The organism is Clostridium nigeriense (genome assembly GCF_050585265.1).
Lineage (GTDB): Bacteria > Bacillota > Clostridia > Clostridiales > Clostridiaceae > Clostridium > Clostridium nigeriense_B.
Map to the genome: position 1 here is coordinate 15,543 of NZ_JBNOOE010000026.1, position 19,325 is coordinate 34,867.

Annotated in this window: 18 protein-coding genes; 7 read left to right on the forward strand and 11 right to left on the reverse strand. The window is 29.3% G+C overall.

Going from position 1 to position 19,325, the window contains the following annotated elements; genetic code table 11:
• Positions 1–78 precede the first annotated feature (78 nt).
• The 11 genes from ACQPVP_RS16110 to rpmH all read right to left on the reverse strand — a co-directional run bounded on the left by ACQPVP_RS16110 (position 79) and on the right by rpmH (position 9,441).
• Positions 79–924 (reverse strand): ParB/RepB/Spo0J family partition protein, encoded by an 846-nt coding sequence (locus ACQPVP_RS16110; RefSeq protein WP_430851671.1) that lies wholly within the window; start codon positions 922–924, stop codon positions 79–81.
• 16 nt (positions 925–940) lie between these two features.
• The gene (locus tag ACQPVP_RS16115; RefSeq protein WP_430851673.1) at positions 941–1,702 is read right to left on the reverse strand and encodes a ParA family protein; all 762 of its coding nucleotides are present in this window, start codon (positions 1,700–1,702) and stop codon (positions 941–943) included.
• 392 nt (positions 1,703–2,094) lie between these two features.
• Complete coding sequence (gene noc / locus ACQPVP_RS16120; protein ID WP_430851675.1) at positions 2,095–2,871, reverse strand: nucleoid occlusion protein; 777 nt, start codon at positions 2,869–2,871, stop codon at positions 2,095–2,097.
• Between the two features lie 207 nt (positions 2,872–3,078).
• Positions 3,079–3,798, reverse strand: coding sequence for a 16S rRNA (guanine(527)-N(7))-methyltransferase RsmG (gene rsmG / locus ACQPVP_RS16125; RefSeq protein ID WP_430851677.1), 720 nt, complete (start codon positions 3,796–3,798; stop codon positions 3,079–3,081).
• Between the two features lie 17 nt (positions 3,799–3,815).
• Positions 3,816–5,690, reverse strand: a complete 1,875-nt coding sequence (gene mnmG / locus ACQPVP_RS16130; protein WP_430851679.1) for a tRNA uridine-5-carboxymethylaminomethyl(34) synthesis enzyme MnmG — start codon at positions 5,688–5,690, stop codon at positions 3,816–3,818.
• 13 nt (positions 5,691–5,703) lie between these two features.
• Positions 5,704–7,083, reverse strand: a complete 1,380-nt coding sequence (mnmE, locus tag ACQPVP_RS16135; protein WP_430851681.1) for a tRNA uridine-5-carboxymethylaminomethyl(34) synthesis GTPase MnmE — start codon at positions 7,081–7,083, stop codon at positions 5,704–5,706.
• Between the two features lie 162 nt (positions 7,084–7,245).
• Positions 7,246–7,869, reverse strand: a complete 624-nt coding sequence (gene jag / locus ACQPVP_RS16140; protein WP_430851683.1) for an RNA-binding cell elongation regulator Jag/EloR — start codon at positions 7,867–7,869, stop codon at positions 7,246–7,248.
• 31 nt (positions 7,870–7,900) lie between these two features.
• On the reverse strand, positions 7,901–8,668 hold the full coding sequence (gene yidC, locus ACQPVP_RS16145) for a membrane protein insertase YidC (RefSeq protein ID WP_430851685.1): 768 nt from the start codon (positions 8,666–8,668) through the stop codon (positions 7,901–7,903).
• Between the two features lie 18 nt (positions 8,669–8,686).
• The gene (gene yidD / locus ACQPVP_RS16150; protein ID WP_430842955.1) at positions 8,687–8,896 is read right to left on the reverse strand and encodes a membrane protein insertion efficiency factor YidD; all 210 of its coding nucleotides are present in this window, start codon (positions 8,894–8,896) and stop codon (positions 8,687–8,689) included.
• Positions 8,896–9,246 (reverse strand): ribonuclease P protein component, encoded by a 351-nt coding sequence (gene rnpA, locus ACQPVP_RS16155; protein WP_430851687.1) that lies wholly within the window; start codon positions 9,244–9,246, stop codon positions 8,896–8,898. The genes yidD and rnpA overlap by 1 nt, the downstream gene beginning before the upstream one ends.
• Before the next feature lie 60 nt (positions 9,247–9,306).
• Positions 9,307–9,441 (reverse strand): 50S ribosomal protein L34, encoded by a 135-nt coding sequence (rpmH, locus tag ACQPVP_RS16160; RefSeq protein ID WP_156627817.1) that lies wholly within the window; start codon positions 9,439–9,441, stop codon positions 9,307–9,309.
• Positions 9,442–9,973: 532 nt separating this feature from the next.
• Here rpmH and dnaA point away from each other — a divergent pair.
• The 7 genes from dnaA (at position 9,974) to gyrA (ending at position 18,832) form a co-directional block, all read left to right on the forward strand.
• Entirely contained in the window at positions 9,974–11,329 is a 1,356-nt protein-coding gene (gene dnaA, locus ACQPVP_RS16165) for a chromosomal replication initiator protein DnaA (RefSeq protein ID WP_430851689.1), read from the forward strand.
• Positions 11,330–11,602: 273 nt separating this feature from the next.
• Positions 11,603–12,703, forward strand: coding sequence for a DNA polymerase III subunit beta (gene dnaN, locus ACQPVP_RS16170; RefSeq protein WP_430851691.1), 1,101 nt, complete (start codon positions 11,603–11,605; stop codon positions 12,701–12,703).
• A 46-nt stretch (positions 12,704–12,749) separates the two neighbouring features.
• Positions 12,750–12,956: a S4 domain-containing protein YaaA gene (yaaA, locus tag ACQPVP_RS16175; protein ID WP_430842946.1), complete on the forward strand. Its 207-nt coding sequence runs from the start codon at positions 12,750–12,752 to the stop codon at positions 12,954–12,956.
• 64 nt (positions 12,957–13,020) lie between these two features.
• The gene (gene recF, locus ACQPVP_RS16180) at positions 13,021–14,106 is read left to right on the forward strand and encodes a DNA replication/repair protein RecF (RefSeq protein ID WP_430851693.1); all 1,086 of its coding nucleotides are present in this window, start codon (positions 13,021–13,023) and stop codon (positions 14,104–14,106) included.
• A gap of 13 nt (positions 14,107–14,119) precedes the next feature.
• Positions 14,120–14,380, forward strand: a complete 261-nt coding sequence (gene remB, locus ACQPVP_RS16185) for an extracellular matrix regulator RemB (RefSeq protein WP_430842942.1) — start codon at positions 14,120–14,122, stop codon at positions 14,378–14,380.
• Positions 14,381–14,434: 54 nt separating this feature from the next.
• The gene (gene gyrB, locus ACQPVP_RS16190) at positions 14,435–16,348 is read left to right on the forward strand and encodes a DNA topoisomerase (ATP-hydrolyzing) subunit B (RefSeq protein ID WP_430851695.1); all 1,914 of its coding nucleotides are present in this window, start codon (positions 14,435–14,437) and stop codon (positions 16,346–16,348) included.
• Between the two features lie 21 nt (positions 16,349–16,369).
• The gene (gene gyrA, locus ACQPVP_RS16195; protein WP_430851697.1) at positions 16,370–18,832 is read left to right on the forward strand and encodes a DNA gyrase subunit A; all 2,463 of its coding nucleotides are present in this window, start codon (positions 16,370–16,372) and stop codon (positions 18,830–18,832) included.
• The last annotated feature ends 493 nt before the right edge of the window (positions 18,833–19,325 follow it).

Sequence of the window (19,325 nt, forward strand, 5' to 3'; positions counted from 1 at the left end):
TAAACTCAGAAATAACACTATAATGTTTCACGTGAAACAATTTAATAAAAACTCAAAATAATGTTTCACGTGAAACATTTATAAATCAATTATTTCTAATATCCTCTGTAAATCTTCATCTGAATAATATTCTATTTCAATCTTTCCTTTATTATTTTTATTACTTATGTTAACTTTAGTTCCAAAGTAATTTTGAAGCCTCTCAGTAACATCCTTATAATAAGGATTTAGCTCTCTTACTTTTTCCTTTGGTTGCTTTTCAGTTTTTAAAAATTTAATTAATCTTTCAAGCTCTCTAACAGACAATTTTTCATCGATAACTTTTTGAGCTATTTCGCATTGAAGTTTAGGATCTTCTATTGCTAATAATACTCTGCCATGTCCTTCAGTAATAACTTCATCTATTAGATATTGTTTTACCGTATCAGAAAGTCCTGTTAATCTAATAATATTACTAATAGCTACTCTAGACTTTCCTACTCTCTTACTTAACTCTTCTTGTGTTAAATTAAAATCGCTTAAAAGCTTCTTATAAGCTAAAGCTTCCTCTATAGGATTTAAATCTTGTCTTTGAATGTTTTCTATTAATGAAACTTCTAAAATATCTTTATCAGTTAATTCCATAACTATTGCAGGGACTTCCTTTAACCCTAACAGCTTTGCTGCTCTCCATCTTCTTTCTCCTGCAACTATGACATAATATTTATCTTTCTTATTTAATATAATTGGCTGAATTATTCCGTGTTCTTTTATAGATTGAGCTAATTCTGCTATCTTTTCATCATCAAAGTATTTTCTAGGTTGTTCATCATTACTCTTAATTAAATTTAATGAAATAACCGTCGGTTTGTTACTTTCTTTTACTTGAACATCGTTAGGAATTAAAGCTCCTAATCCTTTTCCTAATGCTGACTTCTTATTCATCTTAATCACCTACTTATTATTGCCTACTTAAGAATTCTCTAGTTAAATTTCTATAAGATTCTGCACCCTTACATTTTTCATCATATAGCATAATTGGTAAACCAAAACTTGGCGCTTCAGCTAATCTAATATTTCTAGAAATAGTAGTGTTATATACTTTCTCATTGAAAAAATTCTTTACTTCTTCAAAAACTTCATTACTTAAATTAGTCCTATAGTCATACATAGTCATAACTACACCTTCTATTTCTAAGTCCTTATTTAAAGATTTTTTAACAAGTTTAATTGTATTAATAAGTTGTCCAACACCCTCTAAAGCATAAAACTCACATTGAATTGGTATTAATACAGATTCAACCGAAGTAAGTGCGTTAATTGTAAGTACTCCTAGAGATGGTGGACAATCTATAAATATAAAATCATAATCATCTTCTACTTCTTTAATTTTATTAGCTAAAATTACTTCTCTATTTTCTTTTCCTATAACTTCTACTTCCGCACCTGCTAATTCCATTGTTGAAGGAGCTATATCTAAATTCTGTACTAGTTCACTTTTTAAAATTACTTCTTTTAAAGAAGCATCTGATGTTATAACATCGTACATTGACATTTCTAAGTTTCTTTTATCTAAACCTAACCCACTAGTTGTATTCCCTTGAGGATCTATATCTATAGTTAATACCCTATATCCTTCCATTGCTAAAAATGCACATAAATTAATGTTTGTTGTAGTCTTTCCAACCCCACCCTTTTGATTAAATATACAAACTTTCTTCATCTAAAAAGCTCTATTTTAGAGCTTCACCCCCCTTCACATAATAATATTATATATAGTTTTAAATAATATTAAAAGATTAACATAATAAAAAAGTAAATAAATATTATATTATTTTATAAAATTTACTAAATATAATAATTATGTAATATTTACTCTCTCATTAGATACTAATTTCATAATTATTATCCTTTATAAAATATTAAGACTATCAATAAATTAATAAATAAAAAAATGCTTCTATATAATTTTGCTTATTCTATAGCATCCATTCGCATCATAGCAAAATTAATAAAAGCACTTTATAACTAAGACAAGTAAATTATAAAACCTTATTTATATAGTAATATTTTTATAATTTTTCAAAGAGAAAAAAGGCACAAAGTGCCTTATTCTTACTTTTTAGGAATAGAAACAGTTATTTGTATAAATTCCTCTTCTTCTTTAAATTTATATTCAGCTGGTATATTAAATTTATCAAAAACTTGTCTAATTGTATTAACATATAGTTTTGCAGGAAAAACACTCTTAACTCTCTTTTTTTCCTTATTATTTAATTCTTCTCCAGCTAATTTTAATAACTCTTTATTTATTAATTCTTCTGTAGATTTAACATTAAGAGAATCCTTAACAACTTTTTCAACAATCTTAAGCTGTAGTTCTTCATTAGGTAATGATAATAAAGCTCTTGCATGTCTTTCTGTTAACTTATTATCTAAGCAAACTTCTCTTATCTTTGAACTAAGCTTTAGTAATCTAAGCTTATTAGCTATAGTAGATTGCTTTTTCCCCATCCTTTTTGCAAGTTCATCTTGAGTAAATTTATGATCATTAATTAAATTATAATAAGCCTCAGCCTCTTCAATAAAATTTAAATCTTCCCTTTGCAAGTTTTCTAACAATGCAATTTCTGCAGATTCACTATCTGTTATTTCAATTACATTACATGGAACAGATTCAAGCGATGCCATCCTTGCAGCTCTCCAACGTCTTTCACCTGCAACTAATTCAAAATTTTCTCCTCTTTTTCTAACTGTAATAGGCTGAATAATTCCATGTTCCTTTATAGATTGAGATAATTCTTCTAAAGCCTCTTCATTAAAAAATCTTCTTGGCTGATAGGTATTTGGAAATATTCTATCTACACTTATATTAGTAATTTCTCTATTCATATGCACCCAACCATCCCTTATTAAAATAAATTACCATTAAACTCAATAATTTAAAAATTCTATTTTTCTTTATTATTTCCTTCTTTTATTTCCTAATTTTGTAATACAAATTCACTTATTATTTTTTATAAAAATACAAATGAATTCATATAATTAGGTATTATTTCTCATATCGACTAATTTTATTAACATATCTTGTAGAATACATTATTTAATAGGCTTCTTGTTTATTGTGCCAGCTTTTCTTGGATATGTTTTAGGACATTTATTAACCTTCTTAACCTCTACAATATTATGTTTTAAATCTGATTCTTCGATATTTACTTCTATTATATTTTCTAATTTTCCACCTAAAGTGCTAATAGCCTTTTGTCCTTCTCTAAGTTCTTCTTCTATAGCTGGTCCTTTAAGTGCAACGAAATGTCCATTTAACTTTACATAAGGTAGACAAAATTCTGATAAAACAGCCATATTAGCAACAGCTCTTGATGTTGCTACATCAAAATTCTCTCTTAATTCTGGGTTCCTTGCTCCATCTTCTGCTCTCGAATGAATTGTAATTACATTTTTTAATTCTAAGGCAGATACTACAGTATTTAAAAAGTTAATTCTTTTATTTAATGAATCTAATAATGTTACATTTATATCAGGATTCATTATAGCTATTGGTAGTCCAGGAAACCCTGCCCCTGTACCTACATCTATAATACTTTTTGCATTTTTAACTGAATTAGACTTAAAAGCCTTAATACAGTCAATAAAGTGTTTTTTAATTACCTCTTCATCTTCAGTTATTGCAGTAAGATTTATTTTTTCATTCCATTCCTGCAAAAGCTTCATATATGTTATAAACTGATTATACTGTTTTTCAGTTAAATCTAGTCCAACTTCTAATGATGCTTCCTTCATTAATTGAAAATATTCCATATTTCCTCCATAAAAGCTTATTTCTTATATTGATGTTCTAAATATATTAATAGTACAGATATATCTGCGGGAGAAACCCCTGATATTCTAGAAGCTTGCCCTATACTAATTGGCCTAATATTAGATAACTTTTGTATAGCTTCTGTTCTTAACCCCTTAACTTCCTTATAATCTATATTTTCAGGAAGTAATTTCTTTTCAAACTTTTTAAATTGCTTAACTTGATCTAATTGGCTACTTATATATCCCTCATACTTAGTGATTATATTGATTTGTTCACCAATATCCTCATTATAATCTGGTCTATCTGGATCCAATTCATATAAGTTAAAATAATCTAATTCAGGTCTCTTTATAAGTTCATAAAAACTGATAGGTTTCTTTAATTCAACTGACCCCTTAGAAATTAAGAAGTCATTAACTTCTTTTTTATTTGTTATTTGAAGTTCCTTTAATCTATTAACTTCATTTTCTACGTTATTTTTTCTAGTTATAAATTTTTGATATCTTTCCTCAGTTACAAGTCCAACTTTATAACCAGTTTCAGTTAATCTAAAATCCGCATTATCTTGTCTTAATAATAATCTATATTCTGCTCTTGCAGTCATCATTCTGTACGGTTCATTAGTACCTTTTGTAACTAAATCATCTATTAAAACACCTATATATCCATCTGATCTAGTTAAAATCATAGGCTCTCTTTCTTTTATCTTTAAAGCAGCATTAATACCTGCTACAAGACCTTGTCCTGCAGCCTCTTCGTATCCTGAGCTACCATTTAACTGTCCAGCTCCATATAGTCCTTCAAAATTTTTAAACTCTAATGTAGGCTTTAGTTGTGTTGGATCAATTGAATCATACTCAATAGCATATGCAGTTCTCATTATTTCTGCATTCTCTAGACCAGGTACAGTTCTTAACATTTGTAGTTGAACATCTTCTGGTAATGATGATGACATTCCTCCTACATACATTTCTTGAGTATCTTCACCTTCTGGTTCTACAAATAATTGATGTCTTTCTCTATCTGGGAATCTCATAACCTTATCTTCAATAGATGGACAATATCTAGGACCTACCCCCTCAATTAATCCATTATACATTGGAGATCTATCTATATTATCTCTAATTATGTTATGAGTTTCTTCACTAGTATAAGTTAGCCAACAAGAAACCTGATCCCTTGAAATATCACCACTCATAAAAGAAAATGGAACTATCTTTTCATCACCAGGTTGCTCTATCATCTTAGAGAAATCTACTGTTCTTTTATTTATTCTTGCTGGAGTACCAGTCTTAAATCTTCTTAGTTCTATTCCTAAATCTATTAAAGATTGAGATAGTTCATTTGCAGCTGATAATCCATTTGGACCACTGTTATATGTTACATCCCCTATGATAATTCTAGCTCTTAAATAAGTTCCTGTTGTTAATATAACAGCCTTACAATTAAAGTATCCCCCATTTTTAGTAAGAACACCTTTAACTTTTCCATCTTCTACATCTAACTCTACAACCTCTAATTGTCTTAAAGATAAGTTTTCTTGATTTTCTAATACACTCTTCATTCTGTATTGATATTTTTTCTTATCTGCTTGAGCCCTTAAGGAGTGAACTGCTGGGCCCTTTGATGTATTTAACATTCTAGATTGAATGAACGTATTATCTATATTAACCCCCATTTCTCCACCTAGAGCATCAATTTCTCTTACTAAATGTCCTTTTGCAGTTCCTCCTATATTAGGGTTACATGGCATCATAGCTACAGAATCAAGATTTGTAGTGCATATTAATGTCTTTAATCCCATTCTAGCTGATGCTAATGCAGCTTCACAACCGGCATGACCAGCACCAACAACTACTACATCATATTCTCCTGCTTTATATTTCATATTTATATTTCTCCTACTTTCCACAACAAAATTCTTTAAATATCTTATTAACTAAATCCTCTTCTAATTCCGATCCTGTAATTTCACCTAAAGCCTTTAATGCTGCTGTTACAAATATTGAAATTAAATCTAAGTATTCATTATTATTTAATCTTATAAGGGCTTCATTACAGTTTTCTCCTGCTCTTATTAAAGCCTGCTTATGTCTTGAATTAGATATGATTAAGCTCTCGCTATCTATTCTACCACTAAAGAACATCTTCTTAATCTCATTTTTCAAACCATCTATACCAATATCTTCTTTAGCTGAAATTTTTATTATATTTTCAAAATTTTTTAATAATGAATTATCTATTTTATTTTCTAAATCTATTTTATTTAATAAAACTATAGATTTTTTATTTTTTATAGCCTCAATTATTTCAATATCTTCTTTATCAAGTTTCCTTGAGGAATCTAAAACTAATAAGACTAAATCTGCCTCATTAATCTTTTCTTTAGATTTCTCAACACCAATTTTTTCAACTAAATCCTCAGTTTCTCTAATCCCTGCAGTATCTATAATCTTAACAGGAATTCCATCTAAGTTAATGTATTCCTCTATAACATCCCTTGTAGTACCTGCTATATCTGTTACTATCGCTCTCTTTTCTTTAAGTAACACATTTAATAAAGATGATTTTCCTACATTTGGCTTACCTACTATAGCTAAGCTTAGTCCATCTCTAATTATCTTTCCTTCATCCGCACTCTTAAGTAGTTTTTCGATATCCTCATGAGCCTTTTCTAAGCTTTCTTTAACTCTAATTGGAATTGTTGGGTCTATTTCTTCATCATCTTCAGTAAAGTCTACAGCATATTCTATTAATGCTAATACATTTAATAAATACTCATTAAGCTTATTAATTCTTTGTGATAAGGATCCATTACTTTGCATTAAAGCAGATTTCATGGCAAGTTCAGTTTTAGCAGTTATTAAATCCATAACCGCCTCTGCCTGAGATAAATCAATTCTTCCGTTCAAAAATGCTCTCTTAGTAAACTCACCAGGCTCTGCTAGTCTTGCACCAGCTTTTATGGTAGTTTCTAATACCTTATTAGTAGATGTTACTCCACCATGACAATTTATTTCAACAGTATCCTCAGCTGTAAAGCTTCTTGGCCCCTTCATGTAGCTAATAATTACTTCATCTATTAACTCATTAGTATTTATGTCAACTATGTGCCCATATCTCATAGTGTAAGTTTTCATTTCTTTTATATCTTTACCATTCTTAGGTCTGAATATCTTAGAGACTATATCTAAAGCCTTATCTCCAGATACTCTGATAATTGCAATTCCACCTTCACCAATAGCTGTTGATATAGCACAGATTGTATCAAATTCTTTCAACTTCTATCCTCCTTGTCTTGACTCAAATAAGTCTGTATTTATAGTATATCCTTTTTTAACTAATATTCATTTTACAAAACTATTTATAGTAAGTCAAAATAAATAAATAAGTGATAAATATCAAAAAATAAAAGGCAAGAAAGCCTTACGGCCTCCCCACCTTTATTTTTTAATATCTACTACTATTCTTCTATGAGGTTCTTCTCCCTCACTAAAAGTATAAACATATTCATTATCTTGTAAAGCAGAGTGTATTATCCTTCTTTCATAAGGATTCATTGATTCTAGTTTATAAGGTCTTCTTGTTTTTCTAACTTTATATGCAGTTTTTTCAGCTACTCTTACTAAAGTTTCTTCTCTTTTTTTTCTATAATTTTCTATATCTAGAACTACCTTTTTATAAGGAACATCATGATCCTTATTAACAACTAAAGAAGCCAGGTATTGTAAAGAATCTAGGGTCTCACCCCTATATCCTATTATAATTCCCATCTTAGGACCAGTTAAATCAATATTAACTATGTCATTTTCTTCTTTAATTCTAATTTCTGCTTGTACTTTCATATTATTAAGAATATTTCTTAAAAATAATCTTGCCTCTTCTATATAATCCCTTTTTACTTTAACTAATATCTTAGCAGGTTTCGTACCTATAAAATTTAAAAAGCCCTTAGAACCTTCATCTAAAACTTCATATTCAACTCTATCCTCTGTAAGCTTTAATTGCTTTAACGCATTGTCCAATGCTTCACTTACAGTTTTACCTGTCATTTCTAATGTTTTCATACCCTATTCACCACCTAGTAATACTAAATATTTAATTTTTTTTCTTAGTCTTTGGTGTTGCTTTCTTGGCATTTACTACTGCTTTTAATTTTTCTTCTTCTTCCTTAGCTTGCTTCTTCTTCATAGCTGGAATGTAATTTAAGAAATAAGTTTGAACTAATTGAATAATTCCACCTATTATCCAGTAAATTACTAAGATAGATTTAAAGTTAATTGCCATTATCCCCATCATACCTGCCATCATTAAGTTCATTGATCCCATATTCATTTGTGGACCATTTTCATTCTTAGGCATAGATTTAGTTAACAATAAACTTGGTACATATGTGCTTAAGAATGCTAATACTGGTAATATAAAATATGGATCTTTTTCAAATACATCTGGTATCCATAAGAATGATGGATGAATTACAGACGACTTATCTATGTTTAAAAATACATAGTAAAGTGCAAAAAGTATTGGCAATGGTAATAATGATGGAAGACATCCCCCAAGCATGCTTACATTATTTTCTTTCATACATTTTGAATATTCAGCTTGCATCTTTTGAGGATCATTAGCATACTTCTTCTGAATTGCATTTAATTCTGGTTGAATTTCCTGCATTCTTGCATTAGATCTATTTGCTTTTATATTAAAAGGAAGAATTAATAATCTTATTATTAGCGTAAATAATGCAATTGTTAATATATATGATGCCCCACTTGGCTCCATATTAAATAGATTTAAGATTATATTATGCATACCTTCAAATATAACCGTCAAAAAGTTTGTTATAGGTTGTAAGAAACTCATCATATTTTGTGCGTAACCTCCTTATTTTAATGGATCATATCCGCCTTTCGCGAATGGATGACACCTTAAGATTCTCTTTATAGCTAAAAAACCACCCTTTATTGCGCCATATTTAGTTATAGCTTCTATGGCATATTCTGAACATGTAGGAACATAAATACATGTTGGTGGTCTCATTGGTGAAATATATTTTCTATATAAATGTATAGATTTCAACATTATTTTTTTCATTATCTATATAAGCCTGCCCTTGAAAAAAGTTTTTTCATAGCTTCTTCTACTTCAAAGTAGCTCTTTCCTTCAATGGCACTTCTAGCTACAAAAACAAAATCATAGCCTGATTTAAGATCTTTTTCATTCAACCTATAGCTTTCAGTTATCAATCGTTTACTCCTACTACGGACAACGCTATTTCCAACCTTTTTACTAACTGAAATTCCTACTTTATTATAAGTATGACCATCTTTAGTCTTATTTCTTCTATTATTATATATATATAAAACTAAAAGATTGTTAGCTAAAGATCTTCCCCTTCTATAAACTAATTTAAATTCATTGTTTTTTCTTAACCTGTACATCATTAGAAACTTTATACTCCTTTTTTCCTGCTATTGCAGAAAAAAGGCCACTATTTGCGGCCCTTATGCTGTTAATCTTTTTCTACCTTTTTGTCTTCTTCTCTTAAGAACAGTTCTTCCTGATGAAGTTTTCATTCTCTTTCTGAATCCATGTTCCTTTTTTCTTTGTCTCTTTTTTGGTTGGTATGTCATGAACATTTCACTACACCCCCTTTAAATTGTAATTTCTATAGTAAAAACTATAATCCCATTTTTAAATTTACCTTATTATTATATATATATCAGGTTTTTATGTCAATACACTATAATTTTCAAATTCTGTTGATAAATATAAGCAATATTATCACAGAATTTGTGGATAACTTCTTGAATACTCTATTTAACTTATGTTATTATTAGTAATGAATGTGAATAATTTATTTTTAAAGTGAACTTATCCACAGTTGTGGATTAAATTGTGAATAACTTGTTCGCTTTTTCTTTATTTCTTATCTATTATACTCTATTTTTAACTAAATTAATGCTTTTATACTATGTTAATAATGTGTAAAAATGTACATAATGATATTGTGGATAATTTTTTATAAATTATTTTATCAACATAATTATTAACATGTGAATATTTATATTATATTTATTAACATGCATTTTCATCTGTTAATAAATGTGTTGATATATTGTTATTAAACTAATATATCTTAAACTAAATTTTTTTTATGGAGGATATACAATGAATAATGATCTTAAATCATTATGGGAAAAAACATTAAATATTATAAAAGGTGAAATGAGTGAAGTTAGCTTTAATACATGGATTAAAAGCTGCGAACCTATTTCTATATCTTCCAATACTATAAAAATCAGCGTTCCAAATTCCTTTACTCAAGACATCTTGGAAAAAAGGTATAAGGACTTAGTTGTAAACTCCATAGAGGCTGCTTGCTCAAAACTTTACGGGGTAGATTTTATAGTTGCATCCGATATTCAAGAAGTTGACGAAAAGGAAGAGAAGAATACAAAGCTTGATGATAAATCATCTGTTACTGTAAATGATGAAATGTCTAGTACATTAAATCCTAAATACACCTTTGACTCTTTTGTCATTGGTAATAGTAATAGATTTGCTCATGCTGCATCTTTAGCTGTTGCAGAGGCTCCTGCTAAGGCTTATAACCCTCTTTTTATTTATGGAGGAGTTGGACTTGGAAAAACACACTTAATGCATGCTATTGGTCATTATGCTCTTCAAAATAACTCTAATGCAAAAGTAGTGTATGTTTCTTCGGAGAAGTTTACTAATGAGCTTATTAATGCTATTAAAGATGATAAAAATGAAGAGTTTAGAAATAAATATAGAAATGTAGATATTTTACTAATAGATGATATTCAGTTTATAGCAGGAAAGGAACGAACTCAAGAGGAGTTTTTCCATACATTTAATGAATTACATGATGCAAATAAGCAAATAATCTTATCATCAGATAGACCACCTAAAGAAATTCCTACATTGGAAGATAGACTACGTTCAAGATTTGAATGGGGGTTAATTGCTGATATTCAACCACCAGATTTTGAAACTAGAATGGCTATTCTTAAAAAGAAAGCAGATGTAGAAAAATTAAATGTAGCAAATGAAGTAATGGTATATATTGCAACAAAAATTAAGTCTAACATTAGAGAGCTGGAAGGTGCTTTAATTAGAATCGTAGCCTATTCGTCATTAACTAATAGGCCAATAACTGTGGAACTAGCTAGTGAAGCTCTTAAGGATATAATCTCAAACAAGCAAAATAAAAATGTAACTATAGATGTTATACAAGATGTTGTTGCTGCTTATTTCAATCTTAGAGTAGAAGATTTAAAATCTCAAAGGAGAACCAGAAATGTAGCTTATCCTAGACAAATAGCGATGTATCTAAGTAGGAAGCTTACAGATATGTCATTGCCAAAAATCGGTGAAGAATTTGGAGGAAGGGATCATTCTACTGTTATACATGCTTATGAAAAAATATCTGATACTTTAAATACAGATGAAAGTCTACAACATACAGTAAATGATATAACAAAGAAACTAACTCAAAATTAATCAACAAATGTACATAAGTATATTGAATTATTTGTGGATAATTACTAAAAACAATATTACTTGTTAATACTGTGGATAAGATATGTAATTTTTGCTTCACTTATCCACAATATTTTTTTATAAATAATCTAGTATTTTCAAGGGCTATAACCACTTATCAACATATCAACAGCCCCTATTACTACTATTATTAAATTTTATCTATATATTAATCTATATATCTATGATATTACAGTGGATATTATATGTTTATAAATTAAGGAGGTTTTTTATATGAAGTTTATATGTGAAAAACAAAAACTACAAGAAGGTATATCTATATCTAGTAAGGCTATAACAGGAAAAACAACAATGCCTATACTAGAAGGAATATATATAACAGCAAAAAAAGATGGATTGACTATAATAGGATCAGATATGGATGTTTCCATTGAAACTAAGGTTGAAGCTAATGTTCAAGAAGAAGGTATGATTGTAATAGACTCTAGAATATTTGGAGAAATAATAAGAAAACTTCCTAATTCAGAAGTTACTATTGAAACTTTAGAAAATGATATTATGCAAATATCTTGTGAAAAATCAATATTTAACCTAGTTTATATGAATGGTGAGGATTACCCAGAACTACCTAAAATAAATGAAAATCTATCAGTTGAAGTTCCTCAAAATATATTAAAAAGTATGATAAGAGGAACATCATTTGCAATAGCTCAAGATGAGACTAGGCCAATATTACAGGGAATATTATTTGAAGTTAAAGATAAAAATCTAAATTTAGTTGCATTAGATGGTTATAGACTAGCAATAAGAAATGCATTTTTAGATAATGACAATGATATAGAAGTTGTTATTCCTGGAAAAACTCTAAATGAGGTATCAAGGATATTAGAAGATATCTCAGAAATAGTAAAAATAACATTTACTAATAATCATATATTATTTAACCTAAATAATACTAAAATTATATCTAGATTATTAGATGGTAAGTTTGTAAACTATGTTTCTTTACTACCTCAGGAACATAAGATATCTATTGATGTAAGAAAACAAGAATTACAAAACTGTATTGAAAGAGCATCTCTAATGGCTAAGGATAGCAATAGTAATTTAATTAAATTAGATGTTCAAGAAGACACTATGATAATAACTTCTAATTCTCAATTGGGAAAGGTTAGAGAAGAAGTTAGCATAAATCTGCAAGGAGAATCAATTCAAATTGCATTCAATTCCAGATATTTACTAGATGTATTAAAGAACATTGAAGATGATGAAGTAGTTTTAGAAATGACTTCAAGTGTTAGTCCATGTGTAATTAAATGCAAGAATGAAGACAATTCTAAGTATTTAGTATTACCAGTTAGGTTATTAAGATAGAAAGGAATGTGCATAAAATTTGTATTTATATGCATCGGAGTGGAAAATGAATGAGATTAAAATAGTTACAGAATTCATTAAATTAGATTCTTTTTTAAAATGGTGTGGGGCAGCTTCATTAGGATCAGAAGCTAAAATGTATATTTTAGATGAGATGGTTAAGGTAAATGGCGAAATTTGTACTCAAAGAGGGAAAAAAATTAGGCAAGGTGATGTAGTAGAGTTCAATGGAGAAGAATATAGAGTAGTTTAATTGCCATTAACCTGATAATTACTTTTATTCCTCTAATATGTTATAATTAAAATAGGTGTCAGGTATGTATATTAAGAAAATACAAATATTGAATTATAGGAATTACAAATCTTTAAATATAACACTGGGGAAGAATGTAAATGTATTTATGGGGGATAACGCTCAAGGAAAGACTAATATTCTTGAAGCTATTTATTATTGTGCATTTGCGAGATCCCATAGGACTTCTAAGGATAGGGAATTAATTAATTGGAATGCCGAAGGTGCTTACGTAAGTGTGTTAGTAGGTAGAGATAGACTCGATAAAACAATTGATATAAATATACTTAAGGATGGCAAAAAGGCAATTAGAATAAATAAAATTAAGGCTGCTAAAATTGGGGAGTTATTCGGAAACTTCAACGTTGTTATGTTTTCACCAGAGGATTTAAGAATAATTAAGGATTCACCTGGTGTTAGAAGGAAATTTATTGATATGGAACTATGTCAATTAGATTCTAAATATTATTATAACTTAGTCCAATATAACAAAGTATTGAATGAGCGTAATATTCTTTTGAAAAAAAGAAATGCAGATAAAGATATTTTAGATATATATGATATTCAACTAGCAAGTTTTGGTCACCACATAATAACAGAAAGAATAAAATATATTAATAAGTTAAATTTTTATGGAAAGAATATACATAAGGATATATCTTCTGGTAAAGAAGATATAGAGTTTAAGTATATAAGCACAGTAAAAGACTTAGAAAATATAGAAGATAACTTTTATGAGTTATTAAAGAAAAATAGAAATAAAGATATTGAAAAAGGTTCAACTAGCATTGGACCCCATAGAGATGATTTTACTGTGCTTATTAATGATATAGATACAAAAAGTTTCGGATCACAAGGTCAGCAAAGGAGTGCTGTTCTAACAATGAAGTTTTCCTCTTTAAAAATCATAAAGGAGTTAACATCAGAGTATCCGGTATTATTGCTAGATGATGTTTTATCAGAATTGGATTTCAGTAGAAAAAGATATATTTTAAGTACTATTGGTGAGATTCAAACAATAATAACATGTACGGGAATAGAAGATCTTACAAATTATTTAGATGATAGTTCCAAGGTCTTTAAGGTTAAGGATGGTGAAATCCTAAATTAAGGGAGGAATTCTTATGTTTTTACATTTAGGAGAAAATGTTGTTGTTCCAATTAAAGATGTAATTGGAATTTTTGATTTACAAACTACTATGTATAGTTCAGATACAAGTTCTTTTTTAAGAATGGCAGAGGAAGATGGGTTTGTAGAAAGGATTTCAAAAGAGAAACCTAAATCTTTTGTTATAGCTGAAGTAAATAAGATGAGTAAAATTTATTTATCACCAATATCATCTTCAACTTTAACAAAGAGAACAAATATAGATTATAATCCATAATTCCAATTTTAAATCTTCAACAGGTTAAAATAAAATTTCGTAAAGGAGGAGATTATGTTGGAAAATAATAAGCAAAGTTATGATGAAAGTCAAATTCAGGTACTTGAGGGCTTAGAAGCAGTTAGAAAGAGACCAGGGATGTATATAGGAACTACTAGTTCTAGAGGATTGCATCACCTTGTTTATGAAATAGTTGATAATAGTATAGATGAGGCCTTAGCTGGATATTGTAATGAAATATTAGTTTCAATAAATGAGGATAACTCGATAACTGTAATAGATAATGGTAGAGGTATGCCTACAGGAATACATCCAAAGATGGGTAAATCTGCCGTTGAAGTTATTATGACAGTACTTCATGCTGGAGGTAAATTCGGAGGAGGAGGATACAAGGTATCTGGTGGATTACATGGTGTTGGTGCATCAGTTGTTAATGCCCTATCTGAATGGTGTGAAGTTACTGTATCAAGAGATGGAGAAGTATGGAAACAGAAATATAACAGGGGAGTTGCATTAGCAGATTTAGCTAAGATTGGAGAAACTACAGAACATGGAACAAAAGTTTCTTTTAAACCAGATGATGAGATTTTTGAAGAAACTGAATATGATTTTGAAATTTTAGCGAATAGATTAAGAGAATTAGCATTTTTAAATAAGGGAATTAGAATAATTCTGACAGATAAAAGGGAAGAGGATAAGCAAGAAATCTACCACTATGAAGGTGGAATAAAGGAATTCGTTGCTTACTTAAATAGAAATAAGGAGGTATTGCATCCGGAACCTATTTATGTAGAGGGGGAAAAGGATGGAATAATTGCAGAAGTATCACTTCAGTATAATGATGGATATAACGAGAATCTATATTCTTTTGCAAATAATATAGATACTATAGAGGGTGGAACACACTTATCTGGATTTAAGACTGCATTGACAAGAGTTATAAATGATTATGGTAAAAGATTTAATCATATAAAAGAAAATGATAAGAATTTATCTGGAGATGATATTAGAGAAGGATTAACAGCTGTAGTTTCTGTTAAAGTATCTGAACCACAATTTGAAGGTCAGACTAAGACTAAGCTTGGAAATTCAGAGGTTAGAAGTGTAGTTGATTCAATAGTTGGTGAAGGAGTATCTATATTCCTCGAGGAAAATCCGAATGTAGGAAAAATAATTATAGAAAAGGCATTAATGGCAGCAAGAGCTAGAGATGCAGCTAGAAAGGCTAGGGAATTAACTAGAAAATCGGTTTTAGAAAGATCATCATTACCAGGAAAGTTAGCAGACTGCTCATCTAAAGATCCATTAGAGTGTGAAATCTATATAGTTGAGGGAGATTCTGCGGGTGGATCAGCTAAACAGGGAAGAAATAGAAGATTCCAAGCTATACTACCATTGAGGGGTAAGATACTAAACGTAGAGAAGCAAAGATTAGATAGAATTTTAACTGCTGATTCAATAAAGTCTATGGTAACAGCATTTGGAGCTGGAATAGGTGAAGATTTTGATGAAAGTAAGTTAAGATATAATAGAATTATAATAATGACAGATGCCGATGTAGATGGTGCTCATATCAGAACGCTATTATTAACATTCTTCTTTAGATATATGAGGGGACTATTAGATGGTGGTCATGTTTATATAGCTCAACCACCATTATATCAAGTTAAGAAGAATAAAAAGGAATACTATGCATATTCAGATCCAGAGCTTGAATCAATACTTAAAGAAATTGGTGGTAAAGATAACTCAACTAATATTCAAAGGTATAAAGGTCTAGGTGAAATGAATGCATCTCAATTATGGGATACAACAATGGATCCTGAAAAAAGAATATTATTAAAAGCAACTATAGAAGATGCTATAGCAGCTGATGAAATATTCACTATATTAATGGGTGATAAGGTTGAACCTAGAAGAGAGTTTATACACAAAAATGCTAAGAAGGTAAGTAACTTAGATATTTAGTACTAAAGCGAGGTGAGGTACATGAGCTTAAATGAAGGAAAAGTTATATCGGTAGATATAAATAAAGAAATGAAGAGGTGCTACATTGATTATGCCATGAGTGTTATAGTTGGTCGTGCGCTTCCAGATGTTAGGGATGGGCTAAAGCCAGTACATAGAAGAATATTATATTCTATGAATGAACTTGGATTAGCACCAGAAAAAGGATACAGAAAATGTGCAAGAATAGTTGGGGAAGTTTTAGGTAAATATCATCCACATGGTGATACCTCTGTTTATGATGCACTTGTAAGAATGGCACAAGATTTCTCAATGAGATACATGCTTGTAGATGGTCATGGTAACTTTGGTTCTGTAGATGGAGATAGCGCAGCTGCTATGAGATATACAGAAGCAAAAATGAATAAAATTGCTGTTGAAATGTTAAGAGATATAACTAAAGATACAGTAGATTTTATTCCTAACTTTGATGGTGAAGAAAAAGAACCTGTAGTTCTACCATCAAGATATCCTAATCTTTTAGTGAATGGTTCATCAGGTATAGCAGTTGGTATGGCAACTAATATTCCTCCACACAATTTAGGAGAGATAATAGATGGAACTATAATGCTTATAGATAATCCAGAATCAACTGTTTTAGAATTAATGACTTTAATTAAGGGACCAGATTTTCCAACAGGGGCTACTATTATGGGTAAGGCGGGAATAAGAGCTGCCTATGAAACAGGTAAGGGAAGAATAATAGTTAGAGCAAAAGCGGAAATTGAAGAAGAAAACAATAGGCATAGAATAATTGTTACTGAGATACCATATCAAGTAAATAAAGCTAAGCTTATTGAAAATATAGCAGATTTAGTTAAGGATAAAAGAATAGTTGGAATATCTGATTTAAGAGATGAATCAGATAGAGAAGGTATGAGAATAGTTATAGAACTAAAGAAGGATGCAAATCCAAATGTAGTTTTAAATCTATTATATAAGCATACAAAAATGCAGGATACTTTTGGAGTAATAATGTTAGCTCTAGTAAATAATGAACCTAAAATTTTAAACATAAAGCAAGTTTTAAGTTATTATATAGAGTTCCAAAAGGAAGTAGTAACTAGAAGAACAGTATTTGAATTAAATAAGGCAGAAGCAAGAGCGCATATTCTTGAAGGATTGAGAATTGCTCTTGATAATATTGATGAAGTTATAAGTATTATTAGATCATCAAAGACTAGTGAAATAGCTAGAAATACACTGATGGATAGATTTGGATTGAGTGATAAGCAGTCACAAGCAATCTTAGAAATGAGACTAAGAAGACTTACAGGCTTGGAAAGAGATAAGATTGAAGAAGAGTATGCTGAAATTATGAAACAAATAGAATACTTAAAGTCAATATTAGCAAGTGAAGAAAAGTTATTATCTGTAATTAAAGAAGAACTTATTGAAATTAAGAAAAAGTATAATGACGATAGAAGAACTTCTATAGAAAAAGTTATGAATGAAATTGATATAGAGGACCTTATTCAAGAAGAAGATGTAGTAGTTACATTAACTCATTCAGGATATATAAAAAGAATATCAGCGGATACTTATTCAGCTCAAAGAAGAGGGGGAAGAGGAATACAGGCAATGTCTACTAAGGAAGATGACTTTGTAGAACATGTAAATATTACTTCAACTCATTCAGATGTATTATTCTTCACAAATAAGGGAAGAGTTTATAAATTAAGGGCATATGAAATACCTGATGCTGGAAGAACTGCAAAGGGAACTAATATTATTAATCTTATTGCTATAGAACAAGATGAGAGAATAGAAACTGTTCTTACTATAAGGGATGATGTTAGTGAAGGATTCTTATTTATGGCAACAAAACAAGGGTTAGTTAAGAAAACACCTTTATCTGAATTTAAAAACCTTAGAAAGAATGGATTAATAGCTATTAACTTAAGAGATGGAGATGAACTTCTTAAAGTTAAGGTTACACGTGGAGATGCTGATATAATTTTAGTAACTCAAGGTGGTAATGCTATTAGATTTAATGAGATAGATGTAAGACCTATGGGAAGAACTGCATCAGGAGTTAGGTCGATAAATTTAAGAGATGATGATATTGCAGTTTGTATGGATATAGCTGTAGAAGATGAAGATTTATTAGTTATAAGTGAAAATGGATTTGGTAAGAGAACTCCAATTACTGAGTATAAGGTTCAAAGAAGAGGTGGAACCGGATTAATTACTTATAAACTATCAGAAAAGACAGGAAAAGTTGTGGGTGCTACTGTATGTAAGTTAGAAGATGAGCTTATGTTAATAAATACAAGTGGCGTTGCAATAAGAATTAATGTTTCTGATATATCTGTTACAAGTAGATCAGCAATGGGAGTAACACTTATGAGAACATCAGAAGAAGAAAGGATTGCTGCAATTGCAAAAATATCAGGTGGAAATGATGAAAAGGAAGAACAACTATCACTAGAGGAAAATAATTAATTAATGAATTCAGAAGGTTTAGATACTGAAATAGAAAATGAAATATCAATAGTAGATGATAGTGGAATAATAGAAGATTAAATCCATTAATATAATAAAGATCGTAATTAATTTCTATGTATTTAATATAGATTAATTACGATTTTTTAATATTTTTCTATAAAATATTAAAAAAATAAACGTAATCTTATCCTGGTGTATCATTATTAGAAAATGAAAGATATTTTAAGAAAAAGGATAGTATTATAAAAATAAATTAATTATATAATTAAATATAAATAAGACGATAATGATTTTAAGTGGTAAGATAAATCTCGTCGCTGAGAGATGCGGCAACAAATTTGAAAATAACTTAAAAAAAGTTATTGACAAATAAAAAAACAAATGATAATATAATGAAGTCGCTTGAGGGCGACGAAGAAAAATGGTCTTTGAAAATTGAACAGAATATAAGTTAAGTATAAAATAAACCAGCAATTCTTTTAAGTCTTAA